At 57.5% G+C, this 22,514-nt stretch carries 19 protein-coding genes; 5 read left to right on the top strand and 14 right to left on the bottom strand.

Annotated elements, in window-relative coordinates; all coding sequences use genetic code 11:
• Positions 1 to 4: 4 nt before the first annotated feature.
• The 3 genes from gntT to gntX all read right to left on the bottom strand — a co-directional run bounded on the left by gntT (position 5) and on the right by gntX (position 2,966).
• Positions 5 to 1,321, bottom strand: a complete 1,317-nt coding sequence (gene gntT, locus CWM58_RS10710) for a gluconate transporter (protein WP_008806999.1) — start codon at positions 1,319 to 1,321, stop codon at positions 5 to 7.
• A 336-nt stretch (positions 1,322 to 1,657) separates the two neighbouring features.
• The gene (nfuA, locus tag CWM58_RS10705) at positions 1,658 to 2,233 is read right to left on the bottom strand and encodes a Fe-S biogenesis protein NfuA (protein WP_061153097.1); all 576 of its coding nucleotides are present in this window, start codon (positions 2,231 to 2,233) and stop codon (positions 1,658 to 1,660) included.
• Between the two features lie 58 nt (positions 2,234 to 2,291).
• The gene (gntX, locus tag CWM58_RS10700) at positions 2,292 to 2,966 is read right to left on the bottom strand and encodes a DNA utilization protein GntX (protein ID WP_100680893.1); all 675 of its coding nucleotides are present in this window, start codon (positions 2,964 to 2,966) and stop codon (positions 2,292 to 2,294) included.
• A 39-nt stretch (positions 2,967 to 3,005) separates the two neighbouring features.
• Here gntX and bioH point away from each other — a divergent pair, with 39 nt between their 5' ends.
• Together bioH and CWM58_RS10690 are read left to right on the top strand one after the other, a co-directional pair.
• Positions 3,006 to 3,779 (top strand): pimeloyl-ACP methyl ester esterase BioH, encoded by a 774-nt coding sequence (gene bioH, locus CWM58_RS10695; RefSeq protein WP_100680892.1) that lies wholly within the window; start codon positions 3,006 to 3,008, stop codon positions 3,777 to 3,779.
• Between the two features lie 120 nt (positions 3,780 to 3,899).
• Positions 3,900 to 4,169, top strand: a complete 270-nt coding sequence (locus CWM58_RS10690; protein WP_002920510.1) for a YdgH/BhsA/McbA-like domain containing protein — start codon at positions 3,900 to 3,902, stop codon at positions 4,167 to 4,169.
• Positions 4,170 to 4,255: 86 nt separating this feature from the next.
• Here CWM58_RS10690 and feoC read toward each other — a convergent pair whose 3' ends face one another.
• The 5 genes from feoC to greB form a co-directional block, all read right to left on the bottom strand.
• Positions 4,256 to 4,495, bottom strand: coding sequence for a [Fe-S]-dependent transcriptional repressor FeoC (gene feoC, locus CWM58_RS10685; protein WP_061153100.1), 240 nt, complete (start codon positions 4,493 to 4,495; stop codon positions 4,256 to 4,258).
• 9 nt (positions 4,496 to 4,504) lie between these two features.
• A complete protein-coding gene (feoB, locus tag CWM58_RS10680) occupies positions 4,505 to 6,823 on the bottom strand; it encodes a Fe(2+) transporter permease subunit FeoB (protein ID WP_100680891.1) in 2,319 nt (772 codons plus the stop codon).
• Between the two features lie 27 nt (positions 6,824 to 6,850).
• Positions 6,851 to 7,078, bottom strand: a complete 228-nt coding sequence (feoA, locus tag CWM58_RS10675; RefSeq protein WP_002920506.1) for a ferrous iron transporter A — start codon at positions 7,076 to 7,078, stop codon at positions 6,851 to 6,853.
• 418 nt (positions 7,079 to 7,496) lie between these two features.
• Complete coding sequence (locus CWM58_RS10670) at positions 7,497 to 9,827, bottom strand: Tex family protein (RefSeq protein ID WP_100680890.1); 2,331 nt, start codon at positions 9,825 to 9,827, stop codon at positions 7,497 to 7,499.
• Positions 9,828 to 9,927: 100 nt separating this feature from the next.
• Positions 9,928 to 10,401 carry a transcription elongation factor GreB gene (gene greB, locus CWM58_RS10665; protein WP_008807004.1) on the bottom strand — a complete coding sequence of 158 codons (474 nt, stop codon included), beginning with the start codon at positions 10,399 to 10,401 and terminating at the stop codon, positions 9,928 to 9,930.
• Between the two features lie 227 nt (positions 10,402 to 10,628).
• On the opposite strand from greB, the gene ompR reads away from it, so the two are divergent.
• Together ompR and envZ are read left to right on the top strand one after the other, a co-directional pair.
• Positions 10,629 to 11,348, top strand: a complete 720-nt coding sequence (gene ompR / locus CWM58_RS10660; protein ID WP_001157751.1) for a two-component system response regulator OmpR — start codon at positions 10,629 to 10,631, stop codon at positions 11,346 to 11,348.
• A complete protein-coding gene (envZ, locus tag CWM58_RS10655) occupies positions 11,345 to 12,700 on the top strand; it encodes a two-component system sensor histidine kinase EnvZ (protein ID WP_008807005.1) in 1,356 nt (451 codons plus the stop codon). The genes ompR and envZ overlap by 4 nt, the downstream gene beginning before the upstream one ends.
• A 77-nt stretch (positions 12,701 to 12,777) precedes the next feature.
• Here the strand turns inward: envZ and pckA are convergent, their stop codons facing one another.
• The 5 genes from pckA to CWM58_RS10630 form a co-directional block, all read right to left on the bottom strand.
• Positions 12,778 to 14,400 (bottom strand): phosphoenolpyruvate carboxykinase (ATP), encoded by a 1,623-nt coding sequence (gene pckA / locus CWM58_RS10650; RefSeq protein WP_061153104.1) that lies wholly within the window; start codon positions 14,398 to 14,400, stop codon positions 12,778 to 12,780.
• Between the two features lie 359 nt (positions 14,401 to 14,759).
• Entirely contained in the window at positions 14,760 to 15,644 is an 885-nt protein-coding gene (gene hslO, locus CWM58_RS10645) for an Hsp33 family molecular chaperone HslO (protein WP_165785768.1), read from the bottom strand.
• 18 nt (positions 15,645 to 15,662) lie between these two features.
• The gene (gene hslR / locus CWM58_RS10640; protein ID WP_008807008.1) at positions 15,663 to 16,064 is read right to left on the bottom strand and encodes a ribosome-associated heat shock protein Hsp15; all 402 of its coding nucleotides are present in this window, start codon (positions 16,062 to 16,064) and stop codon (positions 15,663 to 15,665) included.
• Complete coding sequence (gene yrfG, locus CWM58_RS10635; protein ID WP_074387058.1) at positions 16,061 to 16,744, bottom strand: GMP/IMP nucleotidase; 684 nt, start codon at positions 16,742 to 16,744, stop codon at positions 16,061 to 16,063. The genes hslR and yrfG overlap by 4 nt, the downstream gene beginning before the upstream one ends.
• A gap of 60 nt (positions 16,745 to 16,804) precedes the next feature.
• Positions 16,805 to 18,934 (bottom strand): intracellular growth attenuator family protein, encoded by a 2,130-nt coding sequence (locus tag CWM58_RS10630; RefSeq protein ID WP_061153106.1) that lies wholly within the window; start codon positions 18,932 to 18,934, stop codon positions 16,805 to 16,807.
• A 320-nt stretch (positions 18,935 to 19,254) separates the two neighbouring features.
• On the opposite strand from CWM58_RS10630, the gene nudE reads away from it, so the two are divergent.
• Positions 19,255 to 19,815: an ADP compounds hydrolase NudE gene (gene nudE / locus CWM58_RS10625; protein ID WP_012967138.1), complete on the top strand. Its 561-nt coding sequence runs from the start codon at positions 19,255 to 19,257 to the stop codon at positions 19,813 to 19,815.
• Between the two features lie 53 nt (positions 19,816 to 19,868).
• On the opposite strand, the gene mrcA is transcribed toward nudE, so the two are convergent.
• Positions 19,869 to 22,427 (bottom strand): peptidoglycan glycosyltransferase/peptidoglycan DD-transpeptidase MrcA, encoded by a 2,559-nt coding sequence (gene mrcA / locus CWM58_RS10620; protein ID WP_100676291.1) that lies wholly within the window; start codon positions 22,425 to 22,427, stop codon positions 19,869 to 19,871.
• Between the last annotated feature and the right edge of the window lie 87 nt (positions 22,428 to 22,514).

Raw genomic sequence — 22,514 nt, 5'->3', positions numbered from 1 at the left:
TACCTTACACCACCATCCCCAGCAGCAGACAGCCTACCAGGCCGCACACTGAGATAATGGTTTCCAGCACCGACCAGGACCTGATGGTCTCGCCGATGGTCAGGTTAAAGTACTCTTTGAACAGCCAGAAGCCCGGATCGTTGACGTGAGAGAAGATAACGCTGCCGGAGCCAACGGCGATAACCATCAGTTCCGGGCTGACGCCGGTGGTGGCGATCAGCGGCGCGGCAATCCCGCCCGCGGTGATGGCGGCAACGGTCGCTGAACCCAGCGCGATACGCAGTACTGCGGCGATAGACCACGCCATAAACAGCGGAGACATGTTCGATTCGTGCATGATAGAGGCGATGTATTTATCCATGCCGCTATCCACCAGCACCTGTTTGAAGGCGCCGCCGCCGCCGATGATCAACAGCATCATCGCGATGATTTTAATAGAAGAAGTCAGGGTATCGTTGATCTGCTCCATGGAGCGGCCGCGGTTCAAACCGAAGGTGAACAGGGCGATCAGTACCGCAATCAGGGTGGCCATCACCGGGTCGCCGAAGAACTCAGCAATCGGCAGGAAGGCGTGGCCCTTCGGCAGGATCATCTCGGCCACGGCGCGCATCGCCATCAGGATCACCGGTACCAGCGAGGTCCAGACGCTGACGCCAAAGCCAGGCATCTCTTCTTCAGTGAACACTTTCGGGTTATGCAGGCCTTCCGGGATCGGCTTATCAATGCCTTTCAGGAAGCGCGCAAACACCGGCCCTGCCAGGATAACCGTCGGGATAGCCAGAATGGTACCGTAGAGCAGCGTTTTGCCCATATCGGCATGGAAGATGGTGGCAATCGCGGTCGGACCCGGGTGCGGCGGCAGGAAGCCGTGGGTGACGGAGAGCGCGGCGGCCATCGGGACACCGACGTACAGCAGTGGGATGCGGGCCGAGGCGGCGATGGTAAACACCAGCGGCAGCATCAGCACGAAGCCCACTTCATAGAACAGCGCGAAGCCGACGGTGAAGCCGGTTAGCACAACCGCCCACTGAATATGCTTCTTACCGAACTTATTGATAAGGGTGGTGGCGATACGCTGGGCGCCGCCGCAGTCTGCCAGCAGTTTACCGAGCATAGCGCCGAAGCCCATGATCAGCGCGAGGCTGCCGAGGGTGCCGCCAACGCCGTTCTTGATGGAGACGATCACTTTATCCAGCGGCATACCCTGCATTAATCCGACGGCGAGCGCCACCAGAACCAGCGCAATGAAGCCGTTCATTTTGAAACGGATCATTAACAGCAATAACAGGGCAACCCCGATAGCAACGATGATTAATGGCATGATTTACCTGGCCTTAATTTGTTATGGGTAACGTCAAAGTTTCAACCTGTAAGACATCTGCTCCATCAGGGAGCAAAATAGTCTGGCACCGTAAACACTTGCATTATCCTTACCCAGAGAAAGGATAGCTGGCTATTTTTTTGCCGGTGGTGCCTGAAGGGGATGATACGGGTAACATGTGAGGGTTGAGAATCACCTGACGGGGGAAAATGTTAAATATGAGACTTAAGTCATACTCTTTCCCCGGTTTTTGCCGGGCATTTAGCGGGAGATGTTGCGCGGTAACACAGAAAGGACCAGGGAGAGCCGGCGGCAGGTTGCCGCCGGCGAGAAAACTTAGTAGTAGGAGTGCTCGCCGCGCTGATGCTCGGTCAAATCGCGAACCCCTTTCAGCTCCGGAAACTCATTCAGCAGCTGTTTTTCAATGCCTTCTTTCAGGGTCACGTCGACCATCGAGCAGCCGTTGCATCCGCCGCCGAACTGCAGAATAGCCAGACCGTCGTCGGTGATTTCCATCAGCGACACGCGGCCGCCGTGGCCCGCCAGCTGCGGGTTAATCTGCGACTGCAGCAGGTATTCGACGCGCTCCATCAGCGGGGCATCGTCAGAGACTTTACGCATTTTAGCGTTCGGCGCTTTCAGCGTCAGCTGAGAGCCAAGCTGGTCAGTGACGAAATCGATTTCAGCGTCATCCAGATACGGCGCGCTGAGTTCATCGACATAGGCGGTCAGCTGTTCAAATTTCAGCGCCGTGTCGGTGTCTTCCACCGCATCCGGTGGGCAGTAAGATACGCCGCACTCAGCGTTTGGGGTGCCGGGATTAATCACAAATACGCGAATTTGCGTCCCTTCTTCCTGATTTGCCAGCAGTTTGGCAAAGTGCGCTTGTGCAGCATCGGAAATACGGATCATAGCGTTGGCCTAATAGTTGACTATTTTACTGGGTTATAATACGCCCATCAGCGGGGGTCTACAAGGTACGGCACAAACACCATACCTGAACCGTCGCGGCGCCGTTTCGCAAAAGCAGGCGGGATATCTCGGCGACGGTGCTGCCGGTCGTGACGACATCATCCACGATAGCGATATGGAGTCCCTGCACGGCAAATTCAAGCTGAAAGGCATTTTTCAGGTTCTGCCTGCGTAAACGGGCATTAAGCGAATGCTGAACGGCGCCGGCTCGCTGGCGCGTCAGACCATCGCGATGCCAAAGACATCCTCGCCAGCGGGCTAGCGGCCGGCACAGCTCGTCACACTGATTATAACCTCGATGCCAGCGACGACGGCGCCACAGCGGTACGCCGACCATACCGTCCACCGGCGGCAAATCGTGCCGCTGCTTAAGGCGCAGCTGCAGCAGACGCGCCAGGGCGGGCCCCAGCTCCGGACGATGGTGAAACTTCAACTGCTGGACCAGACCGCTCAGCGGTGGGCGATAGTCGTTGACCGCCACCAGCCGATGCCAGGGAGGCGGCTTTTGCAGGCAGCGGCCGCAGGGGTGATGGGATGTCGCCGCCGGCAGGCCACACTGCGGGCAGAGCGGGGGGCAGGCGAGCAGGGCGCGGCTGCAACGAGAGCAGAACCCCCAGTGGGCGAGCGCCAGCGGCATTTGGCATAGCCAGCATAAGCTGTGTGCTGTTAGCATATTTGGCCTTCTGTCCAGTAAAAAAGAGAACGGTAACGGATGAACGACATCTGGTGGCAAACAATCGGCGAAGGTGATTGTCATCTTGTGCTGCTGCACGGCTGGGGGCTGAACGCTCAGGTATGGGATTGCATCACGCCGCAGCTGGCTTCGCATTTTACCCTCCACCTGGTGGACCTGCCGGGCTATGGCCGCAGCGGCGGATATGGGACGATGTCGCTCGAGGCGATGGCGCAGCGGGTGCTGGAGCAGGCACCGCCTCAGGCGGTGTGGCTGGGCTGGAGCCTGGGCGGGCTGGTGGCAAGCCAGGTCGCGATGATGTATCCGGAACGCGTGCAGGCGCTGGTGACGGTCGCGTCTTCCCCCTGTTTCGCGGCCCGTGACGACTGGCCCGGCATCAAGCCCGAGGTGCTGGCCGGGTTTCAGCAGCAGCTGAGCGAAGATTTCCAGCGCACCGTCGAGCGATTCCTCGCTCTGCAAACCATGGGCACAGAGAGCGCGCGTCAGGATGCGCGGGCGTTAAAGCAGGCGGTGCTCTCGCTGCCGATGCCTTCCGCCGAGGCGTTGAACGGCGGACTGGAGATCCTCAGAACGGTCGATCTGCGCCAGGCGCTGGTCGGGCTGCCGATGCCGTTGCTGCGGTTGTATGGTCGGCTGGACGGACTGGTGCCGCGCAAGATTGTTCCGCTGCTGGATAAGCTGTGGCCGGAAAGCGAGTCGATCCTTTTTGATAAGGCAGCGCATGCGCCGTTTGTTTCTCATCCCGAGGCGTTCTGCGAGCCGCTGCTGGCGTTGAAAAAGCGGCTGGGGTAATTTTTTTTGCCGCGCGATGGTAAAAGGGCCATTCCTAGCAATACTTAGGTTGTTACGGTGGTTGATTATTTCATTCCGCCACCGTGACCTACAATAACAACCTTATGGAGAGTAGAGGCTATGAAACTTGTTACAGGAATGGTTGCATCTCTGGTGATTGGCACCCTGTCGTTTGGCGCATTCGCTGCGAAAGAGATCCAAAAAGAAGACGTGGCGAAGATGAATTTGACCAAGGTCGGCAGCATTACGACCTCCAGGACGACGTCACCGATGGACGCTCGACGCGATCTGTCTAAAAAAGCGGATGAGCTGGGTGGGAAATACTTTGTGGTGATTGCCGGGCAGAAAAACGAAAAAACCGTTCACGCTAACGCTGACGTTTATAAATAATCCAGTCATAAAAAACGGGCCTGCAGGCCCGTTTTTCACTGATGTCTCACTCATTTACCTTGTTGCATGACCTGGCCTGACTCCTTTCATCGCAGCGCCCACCACTCCTGCTGGCACGCCGCTTTCCCTTCAGGACAGCTTTTACAGCTGCCTGAGAGACAGCCCTCGCTCGTTTCGCTGATCCGTACCACCTTACCCATGGCTTCCATCCGTTCCAGCATCGCGTCAATCAGTGGCTGAGGCGTCCGCAGGCGGGTGCTGAGCTGTTTCGCCTCCATGCGGCCCTGCAGGGCCAGCATATCGCGGACTTCCATTAACGACGCCACAGACCCTCCTTAGTGGCAATCGCCAGCCGGGCTGGAACAGCAGGAGGCCGGCGTTTTTCGGGTGGCCAGCAGCGAGACATCCACCCGGCTGCGCGCCCGGCGCAGCAGGCCGAAGAGCACCACGTTGAACAACACCACCGCCAGGATACACACCAGGCTGTAGCGCGGGTGGTCGCTAAAGCTGACGGTCTGGTAGTAGAGCGTCGAGAGCGAATAGGCGATATTCAGCCCCCACAGGATGGAGAAGGTCATCCAGCCACGGCTCGATTCGCGGGCGATGGCGCCCATCACCGAGATGCAGGGGATATAGAGCAGGACGAAGATCAGGTAGCTGTATGCCGCCGCCGCGCTGCCAAATTTACTGCCCATCACGCCCATGGCGCCGGTGGCCATTTCGCCATCGCCTTTGCTGGCTTCGATGGGGTTGGCCAGGACGCTGAGGCTGAAGGTGTCTTTCAGTCCCTGCCATGTCTCGTCGACGGCGGCGAGCAGTTCTTCGCCGAGGCTGAAGGTCTGCGGATTGAATTCCTCATTCTGGATATCTTCGGCGGTATAGAGCGTGTTCAGCGTACCGACCACCACCTCCTTCGCCATCGCGCCGGTAAACAGGCCGACGGTGGCCTGCCAGTTATCTTCATGCACGCCGATCGGTTTAAACACCGGCGTAATGACCCGGCTCACCGAGGCCAGCGCGGAGTCGTTGATGTTGTCGACGACCTTACCGCTCAGCGAGAAGCTGTTCAGCGCGCTGAGGAAAATGCTGACAATGACGATCACCTTCCCGGCGCGCAGCACAAAGCCTTTCAGGCGCTGCCAGGTCTGGATAATCAGGCTCTTGATGTGCGGGACGTGGTACACCGGCAGCTCCATCACGAACGGCGAGGCTTCACCGCGCATAATGGTGTGCTTCAGCATCAGGCCGGTGAGAATGGCCATCACAATGCCCAGTACGTAGAGCGAGAAGACCGCCAGCGCACCGTTCTGACCAAAGAACGCGGCCGCGAAGACAGCGAAGATCGCCAGCCGCGCGCCGCAGGACATAAACGGCGCCATCATAATGGTCATCAGACGCTCGCGCGGCGCGTCAAGGGTGCGGGCACCCATCACCGACGGCACGTTGCAGCCGAAACCGACAATCAACGGGACAAAGGATTTCCCCGGCAGGCCGAGGGCTTGCATCAGGCGGTCCATCACAAAGGCGGCGCGCGCCATGTAACCGGAGTCCTCAAGGAAGGAGAGGAACAGATACATCATGCCGATCTGCGGCACCAGCGGCAGCACGGTGTTGATACCACCGCCGATCCCCTGGGCGAGGAAGACGGTCAGCCAGTCCGGGAAGTGCAGGGTGTAGCCCAGCCATTGAATACCGTGAATAAAGACCGCGACTGAGCCGGCATCGAAAATCGGCTGCAGCGCGCCGCCGATGTTGATCGCCAGCAGGAACATCAGGTACATGACAAAGAGAAAAATCGGCAACCCGAGGAAGCGGTTGAGGATCACTTTGTCCATTGCCGCGGTGAAGCGGCTTGGCTCGGCGGTCAGGGTGTTGCTGACGGCGTCGCAAACGGCGGCGATGGTCTGATAGCGCGCGTCTGCGATATGCAACGCCGGGTCGTCGATCTCGTCGCTGAGATTCGCCAGAGCAATATCCAGTTTATCGGCGGCGTCGCCGGCATAGGCCCGGCTGTAGATATCGCCCTCCAGCATCTGCAGACCCAGCCAGCGCCGCTGCCGGGTCGGGATCTGCTCTGACATTTGCTGCGCCAGCAGGTCAGCTTCGCGCAGCAGCGGCTGCGGATAGTGAACCAGCTCAATATCGCTGTTTGCCTGATGACGGTCGAGGGCAATCTTCAGCGCTTCGATCCCGCGTCCGCGGGTTGAGACCAGCGGAATGACCGGGCAGCCGAGACGGGCGGCGAGGGCGTCGATATCAATTCGCACCTGCTGCTTTTCGGCGATATCCAGCATGTTCAGCGCGACGACGCAGGGGATCCCCAGCTCGAGCAGCTGCAGCGTCAGATAGAGGTTTCGCTCGAGGTTGGAGGCATCGACCACGTTAATCAGCACGTCGGCATCGCCGCTCAGGATGTAGTGGCAGGCAATCTGCTCGTCCAGCGAGGTCTGCGAGGAGATAGTGGTCAGGGAGTAGGTCCCCGGGAGGTCGACCAGCGTGACCTGGTGGTCAGTGGTGGCGAAAACCCCCTCTTTACGCTCAACGGTGACCCCGGCCCAGTTGCCTACGCGCTGGCGGGCGCCGGTCAGCTGATTAAATAAGGTGGTCTTGCCGGAATTAGGATTACCAATTAAACCAACGGTTAATTTTTTCATATTTCACACTCTTGTGCCGGCCAGCCGTTATTGTGCAACCGCTTCCAGTTCGATTAAGGCGAGATCTTTTTTGCGTAATACCAGACTGACGCGTCGGGTTTCAATATGAACAGGATCGCCGAGCGGCGCTACGCGAACCACATGAAAAGAGGAACCGGGCAGCATGCCGAGGGAAAGCAATTTCTGACGGTATGCTGGGCTAATATCGCGGGAGAATCCGGTAATTTTCCACGCACTATCAGGTGTGAATTGCATAGGGCCTACTTGTGTATCGCTAACCGAAGAAGAATTGACCGGGCGTCTGGGACAGCCGCGCCGGGGACCGTAGCCAACGAAAAAGGAAAAAGCGTACTGAAAATGATGATAATGAGAATGGTTTTTATCATCAATACATATGATGCGCTAAACGCTATTTTTATAGCGAAAATCACCTTTTCTTTGATATGCCGCAAAGTCCGGCTGTAATCAAAAATGCGCGAAATATTATTTCGTCGGTTTAATGTTTAATTAAGGTTTCTTAAGTTAACGAAATGAAAATAATAATTTCGCTGTCTTTTCTGAACGGAATTAATGCAGGCTATCAGAAATGACTGAACCCGTTTTGCGCGTAATGGCGGCCGTATCGCCAGGGTATGAAAAATGAAAACTGCCCCTGAACAGGGGCAGGGAGAGATTAGCGTTTTTTACCCATTGCCGCGGCCAGGGCATCCATCATCGCGCTGTTACCCGTAGGCTGTGCCTCGCGACCGCGGGGTTTGGCGGCTTTCGCGGCCGGGCGGTTACCCTGCGGGCGATCCTGACCGCCGCCGCGGCGGACGTTGCTGTCGCCTGGCTGCTCGTCGAGACGCATGGTCAGGGCGATACGTTTACGTGGCAGATCGACTTCCATGACCTTCACCTTCACGATGTCGCCCGCTTTCACCACGGTGTGTGGATCTTCAACAAACCGGTCAGAAAGCGACGAAATGTGAACCAGTCCGTCCTGATGGACACCGATATCGACAAACGCGCCGAAGTTGGTGACGTTGGTGACGGCGCCTTCCAGGATCATCCCCGGCAGCAGATCGTTCATGGTCTCTACGCCATCAGCGAATTTCGCCGTCTTAAACTCCGGACGCGGATCGCGGCCCGGTTTTTCCAGCTCTTTGATAATGTCGGTGACGGTCGGAACACCGAACTTCTCATCGGTGAAATCCACGGCCTTCAGATGACGCAGTTCGCTGCTGTTGCCCATCAGATCTTTCAGCGCCTGCTGGGTGGCGGCCAGAATGCGTTCGACCACCGGATAGGCTTCCGGGTGCACGGTGGAGGCGTCCAGCGGGTTATCGCCATGGTTGATACGCAGGAAGCCCGCACACTGTTCAAAGGCTTTCGGCCCCAGACGGCTGACTTTCAGCAACTGCTGGCGATTCTGGAACTGGCCGTTCTCGTCGCGCCAGGCGACGATATTCTGCGCCATCATGCGGGTCAGGCCGGCGACGCGAGTCAGCAGCGGAACGGAGGCGGTATTCAGGTCAACGCCGACGGCGTTCACGCAGTCTTCTACCACCGCGTCCAGCTTACGCGCCAGCTGGGTCTGGCTAACATCGTGCTGATACTGGCCGACGCCAATCGATTTCGGGTCGATTTTCACCAGCTCGGCCAGAGGATCCTGCAGACGACGGGCGATGGAGACCGCGCCACGCAGCGACACGTCGAGGTCCGGGAACTCCAGCGCCGCCAGTTCGGAGGCGGAGTAAACGGAAGCGCCCGCTTCGCTGACAATCACCTTCTGGGCGGTGACTTTCGGGAACCGTTTCTGCACGTCGAGGAAGAAACGCTCGGTTTCACGCGAAGCGGTACCGTTGCCGATAGCCACCAGCTGAACGTTGTACTTTTCACACAGCGCGGCAACCGCCACCGCCGCTTTAGCGGCCTGCCCGGTATGCGGGTAGATGGTATCGGTAGCCACCAGCTTGCCGGTACCGTCAACGACGGCGACTTTAACGCCGGTGCGCAGGCCTGGATCGAGTCCCATGGTGGCGCGTAGCCCGGCGGGCGCCGCCATCAGCAGGTCGTGCAGGTTACGGGCGAAGACATTGATGGCTTCATCCTCCGCGCGTTCGCGCACGGTGCCCATCAGCTCGGTTTCGAGATGCATCAGGACTTTGATGCGCCAGGTCCAGCTGACGACGCCTTTACGCCAGCTGTCCGCCGGGGCGTTATTCAGGCGCAGGCCAAGGTGGTCGATAATAATTTGCTCGCCGTGGCTCTCTTTCGGCGGCTCGTCAAACTGCGGATCGGCGTTTAAAGAGAGCTGCAGCACGCCTTCGTTGCGACCGCGGAACATCGCCAGCGCGCGGTGCGATGGCACGGTGGCGATCGGTTCATGGTGATCGAAGTAGTCGCGGAATTTGGCGCCTTCCTCTTCTTTGCCGCTGACGACGGTGGAAACCAGGTGCGCGTTTTTCCACAGATAGTCACGGACCTTAGCCAGCAGCGCGGCGTCTTCGGCAAACCGCTCCATCAGAATATAGCGCGCGCCGTCCAGCGCCGCTTTGCTGTCGGCGATGCCGTTGTCAGCGTTGATGTATTTTGCCGCCTCGGCTTCCGGCTCGTGAGCCGGTTCGTTCCACAGCAGCTCAGCCAGCGGCTCCAGCCCGGCTTCGATGGCAATCTGTCCGCGGGTACGACGCTTCGGCTTGTACGGCAGGTAGAGGTCTTCCAGTTCAGTTTTGCTGAGCGTGGTGGTGATGGCTTTTTCCAGCGCGTCGGTCAGTTTGCCCTGTTCACCGATGGATTTGAGGATCGCCTGACGACGGTCTTCGAGTTCGCGCAGATAGCCGAGGCGGGTTTCCAGATTACGCAGCTGCGTGTCATCCAGACCGCCGGTGACTTCTTTACGATAACGTGCAATAAACGGCACGGTGTTCCCTTCATCAAGCAGGCGAACGGCAGCTTCTACCTGTTCGGCTCTGGCCTGAAGTTCACCCGCAATAATGCGGCAGAGCGAATCATTCATCATGGCTTTTAATTCATCTTTAGGGTCAAAAATCAGGGACTAGTTATACGGACTGACGGCTGAAAATGCCAGCTGCGCCCGGTGTCTCTCGGAAAGTTCTTGTCTATTTTACGTATTCGATCTCGTTGACATACCAGCTGGCTTCGCCCGCCGGCGTGTTAACGATAGCCAGATCGCCGACCTCTTTTTTCAATAAGGCGCGCGCCATTGGCGAGTCGATGGAGATGTAGTCTTTGCGGCCAAAAATCTCATCGTAGCCGACGATGCGAAAGCGTTTGGTGTCACCCTCGTCGTTTTCGATCTCTACCCAGGCGCCGAAGAAGACTTTGCCTTCCTGCTGCGGGGAATAATCGACTATCTTTAACTGCTCCAGACATTTGGTCAGATAGCGGACCCGGCGATCGATCTCCCGCAGGCGCTTTTTGTTGTACTGGTAGTCCGCGTTCTCGCTGCGGTCGCCAAGGCTGGCGGCCCAGGTCACCTTTTTGGTCACTTCCGGGCGCTCCTGGCGCCACAGATAGTCCATTTCCTGCTTCAGTTTTTCATATCCCTCGCGGGTGATCAGCGGCGTTTTCATCGTGAGTTCAACCTTCTGACAGTCTGTCGTTGCGCACAATTTGTAGCGCGTAATAATACCGACAGGATAAATACTGTGTCTTATGATTAAATGTATACTTAACCTGCTGTTAAATATGCTTTGTAACAATTTAGCCTGGAATGTATACCAGATTTAGCTGGTGAGCGCGCCGGGCTTTTTTGAGAATACGCACTGACTATTGCAGTGAACCTTTGGGAGTACAAACAATGCAAGAGAATTATAAGATTCTGGTTGTGGATGACGACATGCGCCTGCGTGCGCTGCTCGAACGTTATCTGACCGAGCAGGGCTTCCAGGTTCGTAGCGTGGCTAACGCCGAACAAATGGATCGTCTGTTAACCCGTGAATCCTTCCACCTGATGGTGCTGGATCTGATGCTGCCTGGGGAAGATGGTCTCTCGATTTGCCGCCGTCTGCGCAGTCAGAGCAACCCGATGCCGATCATTATGGTGACGGCGAAAGGTGAAGAGGTCGATCGGATCGTTGGCCTGGAGATCGGTGCCGACGACTACATTCCAAAGCCGTTCAACCCGCGTGAACTGTTGGCCCGCATCCGGGCGGTACTGCGCCGTCAGGCGAACGAACTGCCGGGCGCGCCATCGCAGGAAGAGGCGGTTATCGCCTTTGGTAAATTCAAGCTGAACCTGGGCACCCGCGAGATGTTCCGTGAAGACGAGCCGATGCCATTGACCAGTGGCGAATTCGCGGTCCTGAAAGCATTGGTCAGCCATCCTCGCGAACCGCTGTCGCGCGATAAGCTGATGAACCTCGCCCGTGGGCGTGAATATTCAGCGATGGAGCGCTCCATCGACGTACAGATCTCCCGCCTGCGCCGCATGGTGGAAGAGGACCCGGCGCATCCGCGCTATATCCAGACCGTCTGGGGTCTGGGCTACGTCTTCGTCCCGGACGGCTCTAAGGCATGAAACGCGTGCGCTTTTCGCCGCGCAGCTCCTTTGCTCGCACGCTGCTCCTGATCGTCACCTTGCTGTTCGTCAGCCTGGTGACGACCTATCTGGTGGTACTGAATTTCGCGATCCTGCCGAGTCTCCAGCAGTTTAATAAAGTGTTGGCCTACGAAGTGCGTATGCTGATGACCGACAAACTGCAACTGGAGGATGGCACCCAGCTGGTGGTACCCCCGGCGTTTCGTCGTGAAATTTATCGTGAGCTGGGAATTTCGCTCTATTCCAATGAAGCGGCGGAAGACGCAGGCCTGCGCTGGGCGCAGCATTATGAATTCTTAAGCCAACAGATGGCTCATCAGCTTGGCGGCCCCACTGAGGTGCGGGTGGAGGTCAATAAAAGCTCCCCCGTGGTGTGGCTGAAGACCTGGCTGTCGCCCAATATCTGGGTGCGGGTACCGCTGACCGAGATCCATCAGGGCGACTTCTCGCCGCTGTTCCGCTATACCCTGGCGATCATGCTGCTGGCGATAGGCGGCGCCTGGCTGTTTATCCGCATTCAGAACCGCCCGCTGGTGGATCTCGAACACGCGGCGCTGCAGGTTGGGCGCGGCATTATCCCGCCGCCGCTGCGTGAGTACGGCGCCTCTGAGGTGCGCTCTGTGACCCGCGCCTTTAACCATATGGCCGCGGGTGTGAAGCAACTGGCTGACGACCGTACGCTGCTGATGGCCGGGGTCAGCCACGATTTACGTACTCCGCTGACGCGCATTCGTCTGGCCACCGAGATGATGGGCGAGCAGGACGGCTATCTCGCGGAGTCGATTAATAAAGATATCGAAGAGTGCAACGCCATCATCGAGCAGTTTATCGACTATCTGCGCACCGGGCAGGAGATGCCGATGGAGCTGGCGGACCTCAATGCCGTGCTGGGTGAAGTTATCGCTGCAGAGAGCGGCTATGAACGTGAGATCGCCACCGCCCTGCAGGCCGGTGAAATCCCGGTACGCATGCATCCGCTTTCTATCAAGCGCGCGCTGGCGAATATGGTGGTGAATGCGGCTCGCTATGGCAATGGCTGGATCAAGGTCAGTAGCGGCAGCGAAGCGAGCCGTGCCTGGTTCCAGGTGGAAGATGACGGGCCGGGGATCAAACCTGAGCAGCGCGAACATCTGTTCCAGCCGTTTGTGCGCGGCGATAGCGCCCGCAGTACCAGCGGCACCGGGCTGGGACTGGCGATTGTTCAGCGTATTATCGACAATCACAATGGCCGGCTGGAGATTGGCTCCAGCGAACGCGGCGGATTACTGATCCGCGCCTGGCTGCCGGTGCACCGGATGCTGGCGCCGATGAAACCCACCAAAGAGAGCTGAGCGCGGCCGAGGTTGGCCAATCAGGACGTTGCACAACAAAAAGCCGGGCAAGCCCGGCTTTTTCACCTCTGCGCCCGTTAGCGCTGCGGTCCTGCAGCTACCAGCGCGGCGCCCGCTGGCGTATCGGTATATTTCTCAAAGTTCTCAATGAACAGCTTCGCCAGCTGGTCGGCTTTTTCCTGCCACTGCTGCGGGGAACCATAGGTGCTGCGCGGATCGAGGATCTGGGTATCCACGCCCGGGAGCGTCGTTGGGATCTGCAGGTTAAACATCGGCAGGGTAAAGGTCTCCGCGTTGTCCAGCGAGCCATTGAGGATGGCATCGATGATGGCGCGGGTATCTTTAATCGAGATGCGTTTGCCGGTGCCGTTCCAGCCGGTATTGACCAGATAAGCCTGCGCGCCAGCCGCCTGCATGCGTTTGACCAGCACTTCGGCGTATTGCGTCGGGTGCAGCGACAGGAAGGCTGCGCCAAAGCAGGCGGAGAAGGTTGGCGTGGGCTCGGTCACACCGCGCTCGGTACCGGCTAGCTTGGCGGTAAATCCGGACAGGAAATGGTACTGCGTCTGATCGGCGGTCAGGCGGGAGACCGGCGGCAGGACGCCGAACGCATCGGCCGTCAGGAAGATCACTTTGGTGGCATGGCCGGCTTTGGAAACCGGTTTAACAATGTTGTCGATATGGTCGATGGGGTAGGAGACGCGGGTGTTTTCGGTCTTCGAACCGTCATCGAAATCGATCGTGCCATCGGCGCGCACCACCACGTTTTCCAGCAGGGCATTGCGGCGGATGGCGTGATAGATATCCGGCTCGGCCGCTTCAGAGAGCTTGATGGTCTTGGCGTAGCAGCCCCCTTCGAAGTTAAACACGCCGTCGTCATCCCAGCCATGTTCGTCATCGCCAATCAGGCGGCGTTTCGGATCGGTGGAGAGGGTGGTTTTGCCGGTGCCTGAGAGGCCGAAGAAAATGGCGACATCGCCTTTCTCGCCGACGTTAGCAGAACAATGCATAGAGGCGATGCCCTTCAGCGGCAGCAGGTAGTTCATGATCGAGAACATCCCTTTCTTCATTTCGCCGCCGTACCAGGTGCCGCCGATCAGCTGGATGCGCTCGGTGAGGTTGAAGGCAATGAAGTTTTCCGAGTTCAGACCTTGCTCTTTCCACTGCGGGTTGGTGCACTTCGCGCCGTTCATCACGATGAAGTCGGGCTTGAAGGCTGCCAGCTCTTCGTCGCTCGGGCGGATGAACATGTTTTTAACGAAGTGCGCCTGCCAGGCCACTTCGGTAATAAAGCGCACGCTGAGACGGGTATCGGCGTTGGCGCCACAGAAGGCGTCGACGATAAACAGGCGTTTACCAGACAACTGCTGAGTGACCAGTCCTTTCAGATGCTGCCAGGTTTCCTGTGAAAGCGGCTTGTTGTCGTTTTTCCCTTTGCCTTTATCAGACCACCAAACGGTATCGCGGGTGGTGTCGTCGCGAACAAGGTACTTATCTTTCGGAGAACGACCGGTAAAAATGCCCGTGTCGACGGCGATAGCACCCAGACTGGTTAATACGCCACGTTCGTAACCTTCCAGGCTGGGGTCGAGCTCTTCCTGAAACAACATATCATAGCTGGGGTTGTGGACGATATCCTGAACGTCATTGATACCATAAGCCTTGAGATCCTGCGGGGTTAAACCATGATTAACGCGCATGTCACTGCTCCTTAGCCAAGATGTACTGCTGTAAATTGTAGGGTTTATTACCGGGTATTGACCGCGACCAGGCTCATAGATTTACGTATCTCGACATTCCTCAGAATGACGAAAAAAACGGTGACTCCTGTCACGAAGTGAAGTGGATTATCTCAGGAAATGGTCGGATATTGGGGGTAGATGTTTATTAATGGTTAAAAAGTAATTAAAAAAACTGCTGAAATGTGAATGTAATCGCTTTCCTGGAATAAAATTACGTAACTCTTTCAGCGAAAATCGATTCAACTCGTGAATAAATGGAAGTCAGGCACAGCGCGATGAACAACATCGCCGCCCTGTGCCTGTGGAAGACGCGGGGATTAATGGACCTGCGGGTCGGCCGGAGAGGCGTTATTACGGATCTCGGCAATATCCATGGCATTGAAGATATAGTGGCTACCGCAGTAGTCGCAGTGCATATCAATCTCGCCCTCATCAGCGAGGATGCTATCTATCTCTTCATCCGGCAGAGTCTTCAGCGCGCCAGCGCAGCGTTCACGAGAGCAGGTGCACTTGAATTCGACGCTCTGAGGCTCGTAGACCGTGACCTCTTCCTCATGGTACAGACGCCACAGCACATCGTTCGCCGGCAGGGTGAACAGCTCTTCCGCCTTGATGGTCTCGGTGAGCGTCGCCAGGTGTTCGAAGTCGGCAGTCTGGGCATCCTGCGCCGGCATCACCTGCAGCAGCATCCCGCCGGCCATCGGCTGGCCTTCATGTTCCCCGGTGCGAATGATTAGGCGCGTCGGCAGCTGCTCTGAACGCTGGAAGTAATCTTCCAGGCAGGCGGCCAGCGTATCGCCTTCGAGACCGACCACACCCTGATAACGCTCACCCTCTTGCGGGGAGATGGTAATGACCAGATAGCCGTTGCCAACCATCGTTTTTAGATCTGCATCGTCCGCAATATCACCCTGCACGCGCGCGACGCCGCGCAGCTGCTGCTGGTTATTGCCGTTGATCACCGCCAGCTGTAAAGGACCATCGCCCTGCAGCTGAACGGTAATATCGCCAGCAAACTTCAGCGTTGCGGTCAGCAGGCTGGTGGCGACCAGCAGTTCCGCCAGCACCGTTTTCACCGGCTGCGGATAGGTGTGATTCGCCAGAATCTGTTCCAGGGTTTCCGACACCGTCACCAGCTCGCCGCGTACGGCATAGTTTTCAAACAGATAACGATGTAATTGATCGTGTTGAGTCATAATCATCTCTCTTTCTGGCGCGAGTTACTCACTCTCGCCGTGTTTAAATCTCATCAGGTCGCGGCGTTCTTTCTTGTCCGGACGTCTGTCAGGGTGCGGCATGGTCAGGGCGTTCATTTTGCGCGCCAGGGCCACTTTTTCACGCTTTTCGATACTTTCCGCCGTCTCTTCATACAGGGCGACAGCTTCACTTGCCGGGCGGCGCTGCTCGGTGATACCGACGATTCGTACCGTACGCTCGTCGTTGCCCTGTCGCAGCGTCAGCATGGCGTCCAGTTCGACAATTTTCCCGGGCTTGCTGCGTTGTCCGTTGTAATGCACCTTGCCGCCTTCAATCATCTCCCGCGCCAGCGCGCGGGTTTTGTAAAAGCGAGCGGCCCAAAGCCATTTGTCCAGTCTGACGGTTTCGCTGGGCTTCTCTTTCATCGCCTCTCCTTCGGGGTAAGCGAAGGGATCAGTCGCCGGTAATCATTCAGCCCCGGATGGCGCAGATACTGCTTTTCCGCCAGCCCGGAGTCGGGATTGGTAATGCCCAGGCAGTAACGAATGCCAAATTCCCTCGCGGCATCCAGAATCGCCTCGCTGTCGTCGACAAACAGCGTTTTACGCGCCTCAAGACCGGTCTCCTCCGCTACGGCGCGCCACAGGCGCTGATCCTCTTTCGGATAACCAAATGTGTGGGTGGAAAGTAATAAATCAAGGTGCGCATCCAGGCCGGTATGTTTGAGCTTCACCGCCAGATTGTGGGGATGGGCATTGGTCAACAGAATGCGTCGCTTACCGCAGGCCTTGAGCGCATCAAGGAACGGCACCGTATCTTCGCGCAGCGTGGCGCGCGGACCCTGTTCACTGGTCATCGCACAAATATCCAAACCCAGGCGCTCGCTCCAGTAATCCAGACAATACCAGTTTAGCGTATGCTGCACGGCGTGATACTCCTGGCGCATGGCGTCTTTCGCCTCCTGCAGATTGAGGCCGCGGGCGGCTCCCCAGGTTTCAGGCACCAGCGTTTGCCAGAAATAGTTGTCGAAAGCGAGGTCCAGGAGCGTGCCGTCCATATCCAGCAGAACGGTATCAACCTCCTGCCAGGCGATATCAAAATGCATGATGACTCTCCAGCGAGCAGAAAATGGGCGACAGGGTATCATACCCCGTCGCCGGGGAAATTAATCTTGCGGGTCAGACGCGGGGAGCAGCACCGGGTTCAGGCAGCTTTCGTAATATTTCTGAATCTCTTCCATACGCTGGCGATGGCGTTGATAACGACGCAGCGCCTGTACGCCGTGGTAAGCCATGCATCCCAGCATCGACAACAGCAGCAGCGTAATGCCCAGATAGCGCCACAACCCGCTGCGATCAGGGATGCGATGCAGGTTGATATGCTGGGTGCCGTTGGCGTCGGTGAACAGGTTGGTGACGATCCCTTCGGCGTGGAAAGGGGTATGCATGAGCATACCGGCCAGCCGCCGCAGCTCGCTCCACTGCTCGTGTGCCGGATAATCATACAGGCTCACCGCCGGCCACGGCTGATTGACCAGCACGTTGCCCTCATCGCTGGCGATTAAGAAACCGCCGGGCGCCGGGCTGTTTAGCGCCTGCGCGGCTCGCGAGGTTTCACGCATCACAAAGGGGGCGGTGGAGGTGGTCACCAGATTCTCCAGCGACTCCGCGCTGACCGGGCGCAGCAGCACGTTCACGCCATCCAGTTTCCCGGCGGTGGCGCGCTTGGTCAGCGCCTCCCAGTTACGGGTATTTCCGAGGTTGACCAGCGCATTCTTCAGGCGCAGGCAGTCATCCTTTGCCGAGCAGAGATCGTTGGTTTTCAGGACGATATCGCCGAAATCATCCAGCAGCACCATGCCTGATTTCTGTATAGCGGAACGCAACGCCGGGCTGACGCGGGAGTCATCGTCGGTTTCCGGATGCAGCTGCCGCTGGACGGATTGCATCAGGGCGGTCGCTTTGCTGACAATATCAGACTCCGGCAGCGGCAGAGGAGGGGCATCGTTCCATACAATCTGTGAACAATCGAAAGGCAGGAACGGCGAATCCTCTTTGGCCGACCAGCTACCCGGCGTGCGGATATTACACATCCCGGTGCCTGTCAGACGCAGCGTATCACCAATGCGCACATGGGCTTTCGCCAGCTGGTCGACGGTAGTCGCTTCAATCGTCTGGGCGCCCTTCAACCACGACAGGGTGAACTTAAACGGCATATTCAGCGGTACGCTGGCCCACAGCATGACCACCACCACCAGCGCGCCGGCGGCGATAATCGCGCTGCGCAGCCAGTACTGTAGCGGGAAGTTTTTCACTTCATCATGGAGCGACAGGTAGCGTCCCTGGCGGGCCACGTGGCGGTTGAGATAGATATCAATATCGGTCTGCTGCCCCAGGTCCTGCGCGATCCATGGCTGCCAGTGGCGCGGATAGATGAGATCGATAATGCCCAGTGAGATGTTATTGATATGCTCTTGATCGTTTTCGCCAAACAGTCCCCAGCGCTTGGGGACGCCGCGCAGGCAGTGAATTTCGCGCAGCGCGGCGCGGCGCGGTGGGGCATAGATCCCCCAGATGCCGGCGGCGAGAAGCAATACACCCGCGGCCACCAGCCAGGGGGTAAAGACGGCTGGCCCAATCAGGCTGAAATAAAAGAACAGGAAGGAGGCGACGATCAGGATCGCTTCGCGCAGCCCATCCGGCCGGTTCAGCGCGTGTTCTTCCGGGCTTTCCCGACGGATCTGCCGCAGCTCTACCTGCTCACTTTCTTCGCCGCGAATGGAGGCCTGGGTGGCCGATGCGCGTTCCAGGGCGTAGCTTTGCGCTTCCTGGCGATAGTCGCTCAGGGTATGGCCGTTGAGCGTGATGACCAGCGGCAGGCTGTCGGTGGGGATCAGCTCGACGCTGTTTTCGTCGTTAATATGCTGTTCCCAGAATGGCGGCAGATGAACTTCCACCGAATCGAGGAAGTAGCGCCATTTGTTCGGCGCGTCGGTGGTGATCCCGTAGCGAGTAATGGCTCGCGTCACGGCGTAGACAGTATCACTCTGTTCGTTCAGCGCCAGAACAATGGGCGCCGTCGTTGCGCCGGACGCCGGGACCTGCAGGGCGCGGCTGAGCTCCGCAAGATACTTTTCGATAGCCTGACGCTCATCGGCAGGAAGCGGCCGCGTGGTCGCGTCGCTAAAGGCGTGCAGGAGAGGAAGGCGTCGACGTCTGGCGTGAGAGCGATACCACCATCCGATGAGCAATACGCAGATTAGCAGAGCTGTAAGGAAAATCAGAAAGGTGCCCATGCCCATCCCATCATAGTTATTTTTTTCTTACGATATCGTCGGTGAACGTCAATACTAACGTCAAGCTGCAGTGTTAGCGGCGCACCTGGTTACAGGGTAGTGAATATGTCATGCAGCAGCGTATAAGCTTACCAAAAACGTTAATGCGCAGAAATCGGTAAATTCTCAAACAGAATTCAAGCTATTGACTTTTTTATCTTTATTACTTTCCCCTTTGCCGGTAAAAGGTTACAACTCTGTAAATAAGTAGCGATTTGGATTGCCGAAAGCGTGTTGCGTATCGCACAATGACTGCTTAATCACAGCATAGACCGATGACAATGAGCAAATCATTACAAAAACCCACCATTCTCAATGTTGAAACCGTCGCCCGTTCGCGCCTCTTTAATGTCGAAAGCGTCGATCTGGAATTCAGCAACGGTGTGCGTCGCGTTTATGAACGTATGCGGCCGTCTACCCGTGAAGCGGTGATGATTGTACCGATTGTTGATGATCACATTATTTTGATTCGCGAGTATGCCGTCGGCACGGAATCCTACGAGCTGGGTTTCTCTAAAGGGCTGATTGACCCGGGTGAAACGGTGGATGAAGCAGCCAACCGCGAGTTGAAAGAAGAGGTTGGCTTTGGCGCCAATAAGCTGACGTTTCTGAAGAAGCTCAGTATGGCCCCCTCCTACTTCTCCAGCAAAATGAATATCCTGGTGGCGGAAGACCTTTATCCTGAGTCGCTGCCGGGCGATGAGCCCGAACCGCTGCCGCAGGTGCGCTGGCCGCTGGCGCAGCTGATGTCGCTGCTGGATGAAGAAGATTTTAACGAGGCTCGTAACGTCAGCGCGCTGTTTTTAGTGCGCGAATGGCTGCTGGCTCAGGGCCGACTCTGAGAGAAAGCGCGCCGTTAGCAGCAATAAAAAAGCGCCCGCAGGCGCTTTTTTTGTCAGAACAGTTCGTGGGTTTCACCGCCGCCGTCAGTCAGGGTAGTGCCCACCTCATGGACCGCCTGCTGCGTGGGTTGGGTTCCTTCAATGAAGTATTCCGCACGACTGTTGCCTCCGTTCGCCAGCTGACCGGTGCTGCGGTCAATATTCACCGTGACGATACCTGGCGGCGGGGTTAATGGTTCTTCCGGCACCCCCTCCAGCACGCTTTTCATAAAGCTGTCCCAGGCCGGCTGGGCACTTTTAGCACCGCCCTCATAGCCGGAGATCTGATCTTTAATCGCCCCGGAGGCGGTGGTGCGGCCAAGATCGCGACGATGATCGTCAAAGCCGATCCATACCGAGGTCACCACACCCGGCCCGTAGCCTGAGAACCAGGCATCCTTCGAGCTGTTGGTGGTCCCGGTCTTCCCGCCGATGTCATGCCGCTGCAGATCGCGTCCGGCGCGCCAGCCGGTTCCCATCCAGCCCGGCTCGCCAAAGATGTTGCTGTTCAGCGCGCTTTTGATCAGGAACGACAGGGGCGTATTAATCACATGCGGCGCGTATTCCTGGGCGCCGCTCTGCGCGATCAGCGACTGGTTGGCCTGTTCCAGCTGCGGCTGCGGCGGCACGTTGCCATTCTGCGGTTCCGTCGAGGTGGCAACATCTTCCACATCTTTGTTTTCCAGCACGTTGGATTTTGGCGTATCGCCGTAAATCACCGGTAAGTCGCACTGCGGGCAGGCGATCTTCGGACGCTCCTCGAAGAGAACGCCGCCCTGATCATTCTCAATCTTACTGATAAAGAACGGATTGACCAGGAAGCCGCCATTGGCCATCACCGAATATCCGCGGGCAACCTGCATGGGGGTAAAGGAGGCAGAACCCAGGGCCAGCGACTCGGTATGGACAATGTTTTGCGCCGGGAAGCCAAAGCGCTGCAGATACTCGGCGGCATAGTCGACGCCCATGGCACGCATAGCGCGCACCATCACCACGTTTTTCGACTGTCCAAGCCCCTGACGTAAACGAATCGGACCGGCATACTGCGGCGGCGAGTTCTTCGGTCGCCAGTCGGAGCCTGCGCCCGCATCCCAGCGCGAGATCGGCACATCGTTAAGCATGCTTGCCAGCGTTAAGCCTTTATCCATCGCGGCGGTATAGAGGAACGGCTTAATGTTGGAGCCGACCTGACGCAGCGCCTGAGTGGCACGGTTGAACTTGCTCTGGTTAAAGTCAAACCCGCCGACGAGAGCAATAATCGCGCCGTTTTGCGGATTAATGGAGACCAGCGCTGAGTTGACGTCCGGGACCTGCGACAGCCACCAACTGTCACCCACTTTACGAACCCAGATCTGCTGCCCGGCCTGCAGTACGTCGTTGACCTTACGCGGCGTCGCTCCCTGCTGTGTGTCAGAGATAAAGCGACGGGCCCAGCGTACGCCATCCATCGTCAGAGAAACCGAGTCGCCGTTAGCCAATAGCGCGACGGCCTCCTGGGCATTCGCGGCAGTGACCACTGCGGGCGAAAGCGGGCCGAAGCCAGGCTGGCGCTTCAGCGAGTCGACGATCTTCTTCGTCTCCCACGGCGTTTCACCGACTTTCCACAGCACGCTGGCCGGGCCGCGGTAGCCGTGACGCATATCGTAATCCAGCACGTTATTGCGTACCGCCTGCTGGGCTGCCTGCTGGTTCTTGCGGGTAATGGTGGTGTAAACCCGGTAGCCATCTTCATAGGCTTGTTCGCCGTAGCGATTCACCATCTCCTGGCGCACCATTTCGCTCAGGTAAGGGGCGGAAAAGGCGATTTTCGGGGCATGATAGCTGGCGTCGATCGCTTCGCTGCGTGCCTGATCGTATTGTGCCTGGGTGATATACCCCTCGCTTAGCATACGTGACAGCACCACGTTGCGGCGGGCTGTCGCGCGATCCATCGAGTAGAGCGGGTTAAAGGTGGAAGGGGCTTTCGGCAGGCCGGCAATCACCGCCATCTCACTCAGGGTCAGCTGGTCGATAGGCTTGCCAAAATAGACCTGCGCCGCGGCGCCGACGCCATAGGCGCGGTAGCCGAGGTAGATCTTGTTCAGATACAGCTCAAGGATTTCATCTTTGTTCAGCAACTGCTCGATGCGGATGGCCAGAAAGGCCTCTTTAATCTTACGCATCAACGTCTTCTCGGGGCTGAGGAAGAAGTTACGTGCTAACTGCTGGGTGATAGTGCTGGCGCCCTGGGAGGCGTGGCCTGAAAACATCGCCACGCTGGCAGCGCGGAAAATACCCACCGGATCGACACCGTGATGCTCATAGAAACGGCTGTCTTCGGTAGCGATAAACGCTTTTACCAGCTCGGGGGGAATTTGCTGCAACGTCACAGGGATACGGCGTTTTTCGCCATATTGCGCAATAAGCTCACCGTCGGCGCTATAGACCTGCATCGGGATCTGCAAACGCACATCCTTCAAGGTTGCGACATCAGGGAGTTGCGGCTCTATGTATTTGTAGAGGCCAAAAATCGAGCCTGCTCCCAGCAGTACGCAACAGACTGCAAGGATCAATAGATACTTTACGAACTTCACCGGTGTTTTCCCATTTAGTTTTATTTGGGCAGTTTATAAACAAACGCGCGGTAGTATAAAGGCAAGCCAGGAGCATTGATATAGCCG

It is taken from the genome of Klebsiella sp. H-Nf2, from assembly GCF_002806645.1.
Lineage (GTDB): Bacteria > Pseudomonadota > Gammaproteobacteria > Enterobacterales > Enterobacteriaceae > Klebsiella > Klebsiella variicola.
This window is presented reverse-complemented; position numbering and strand designations above follow the sequence as displayed.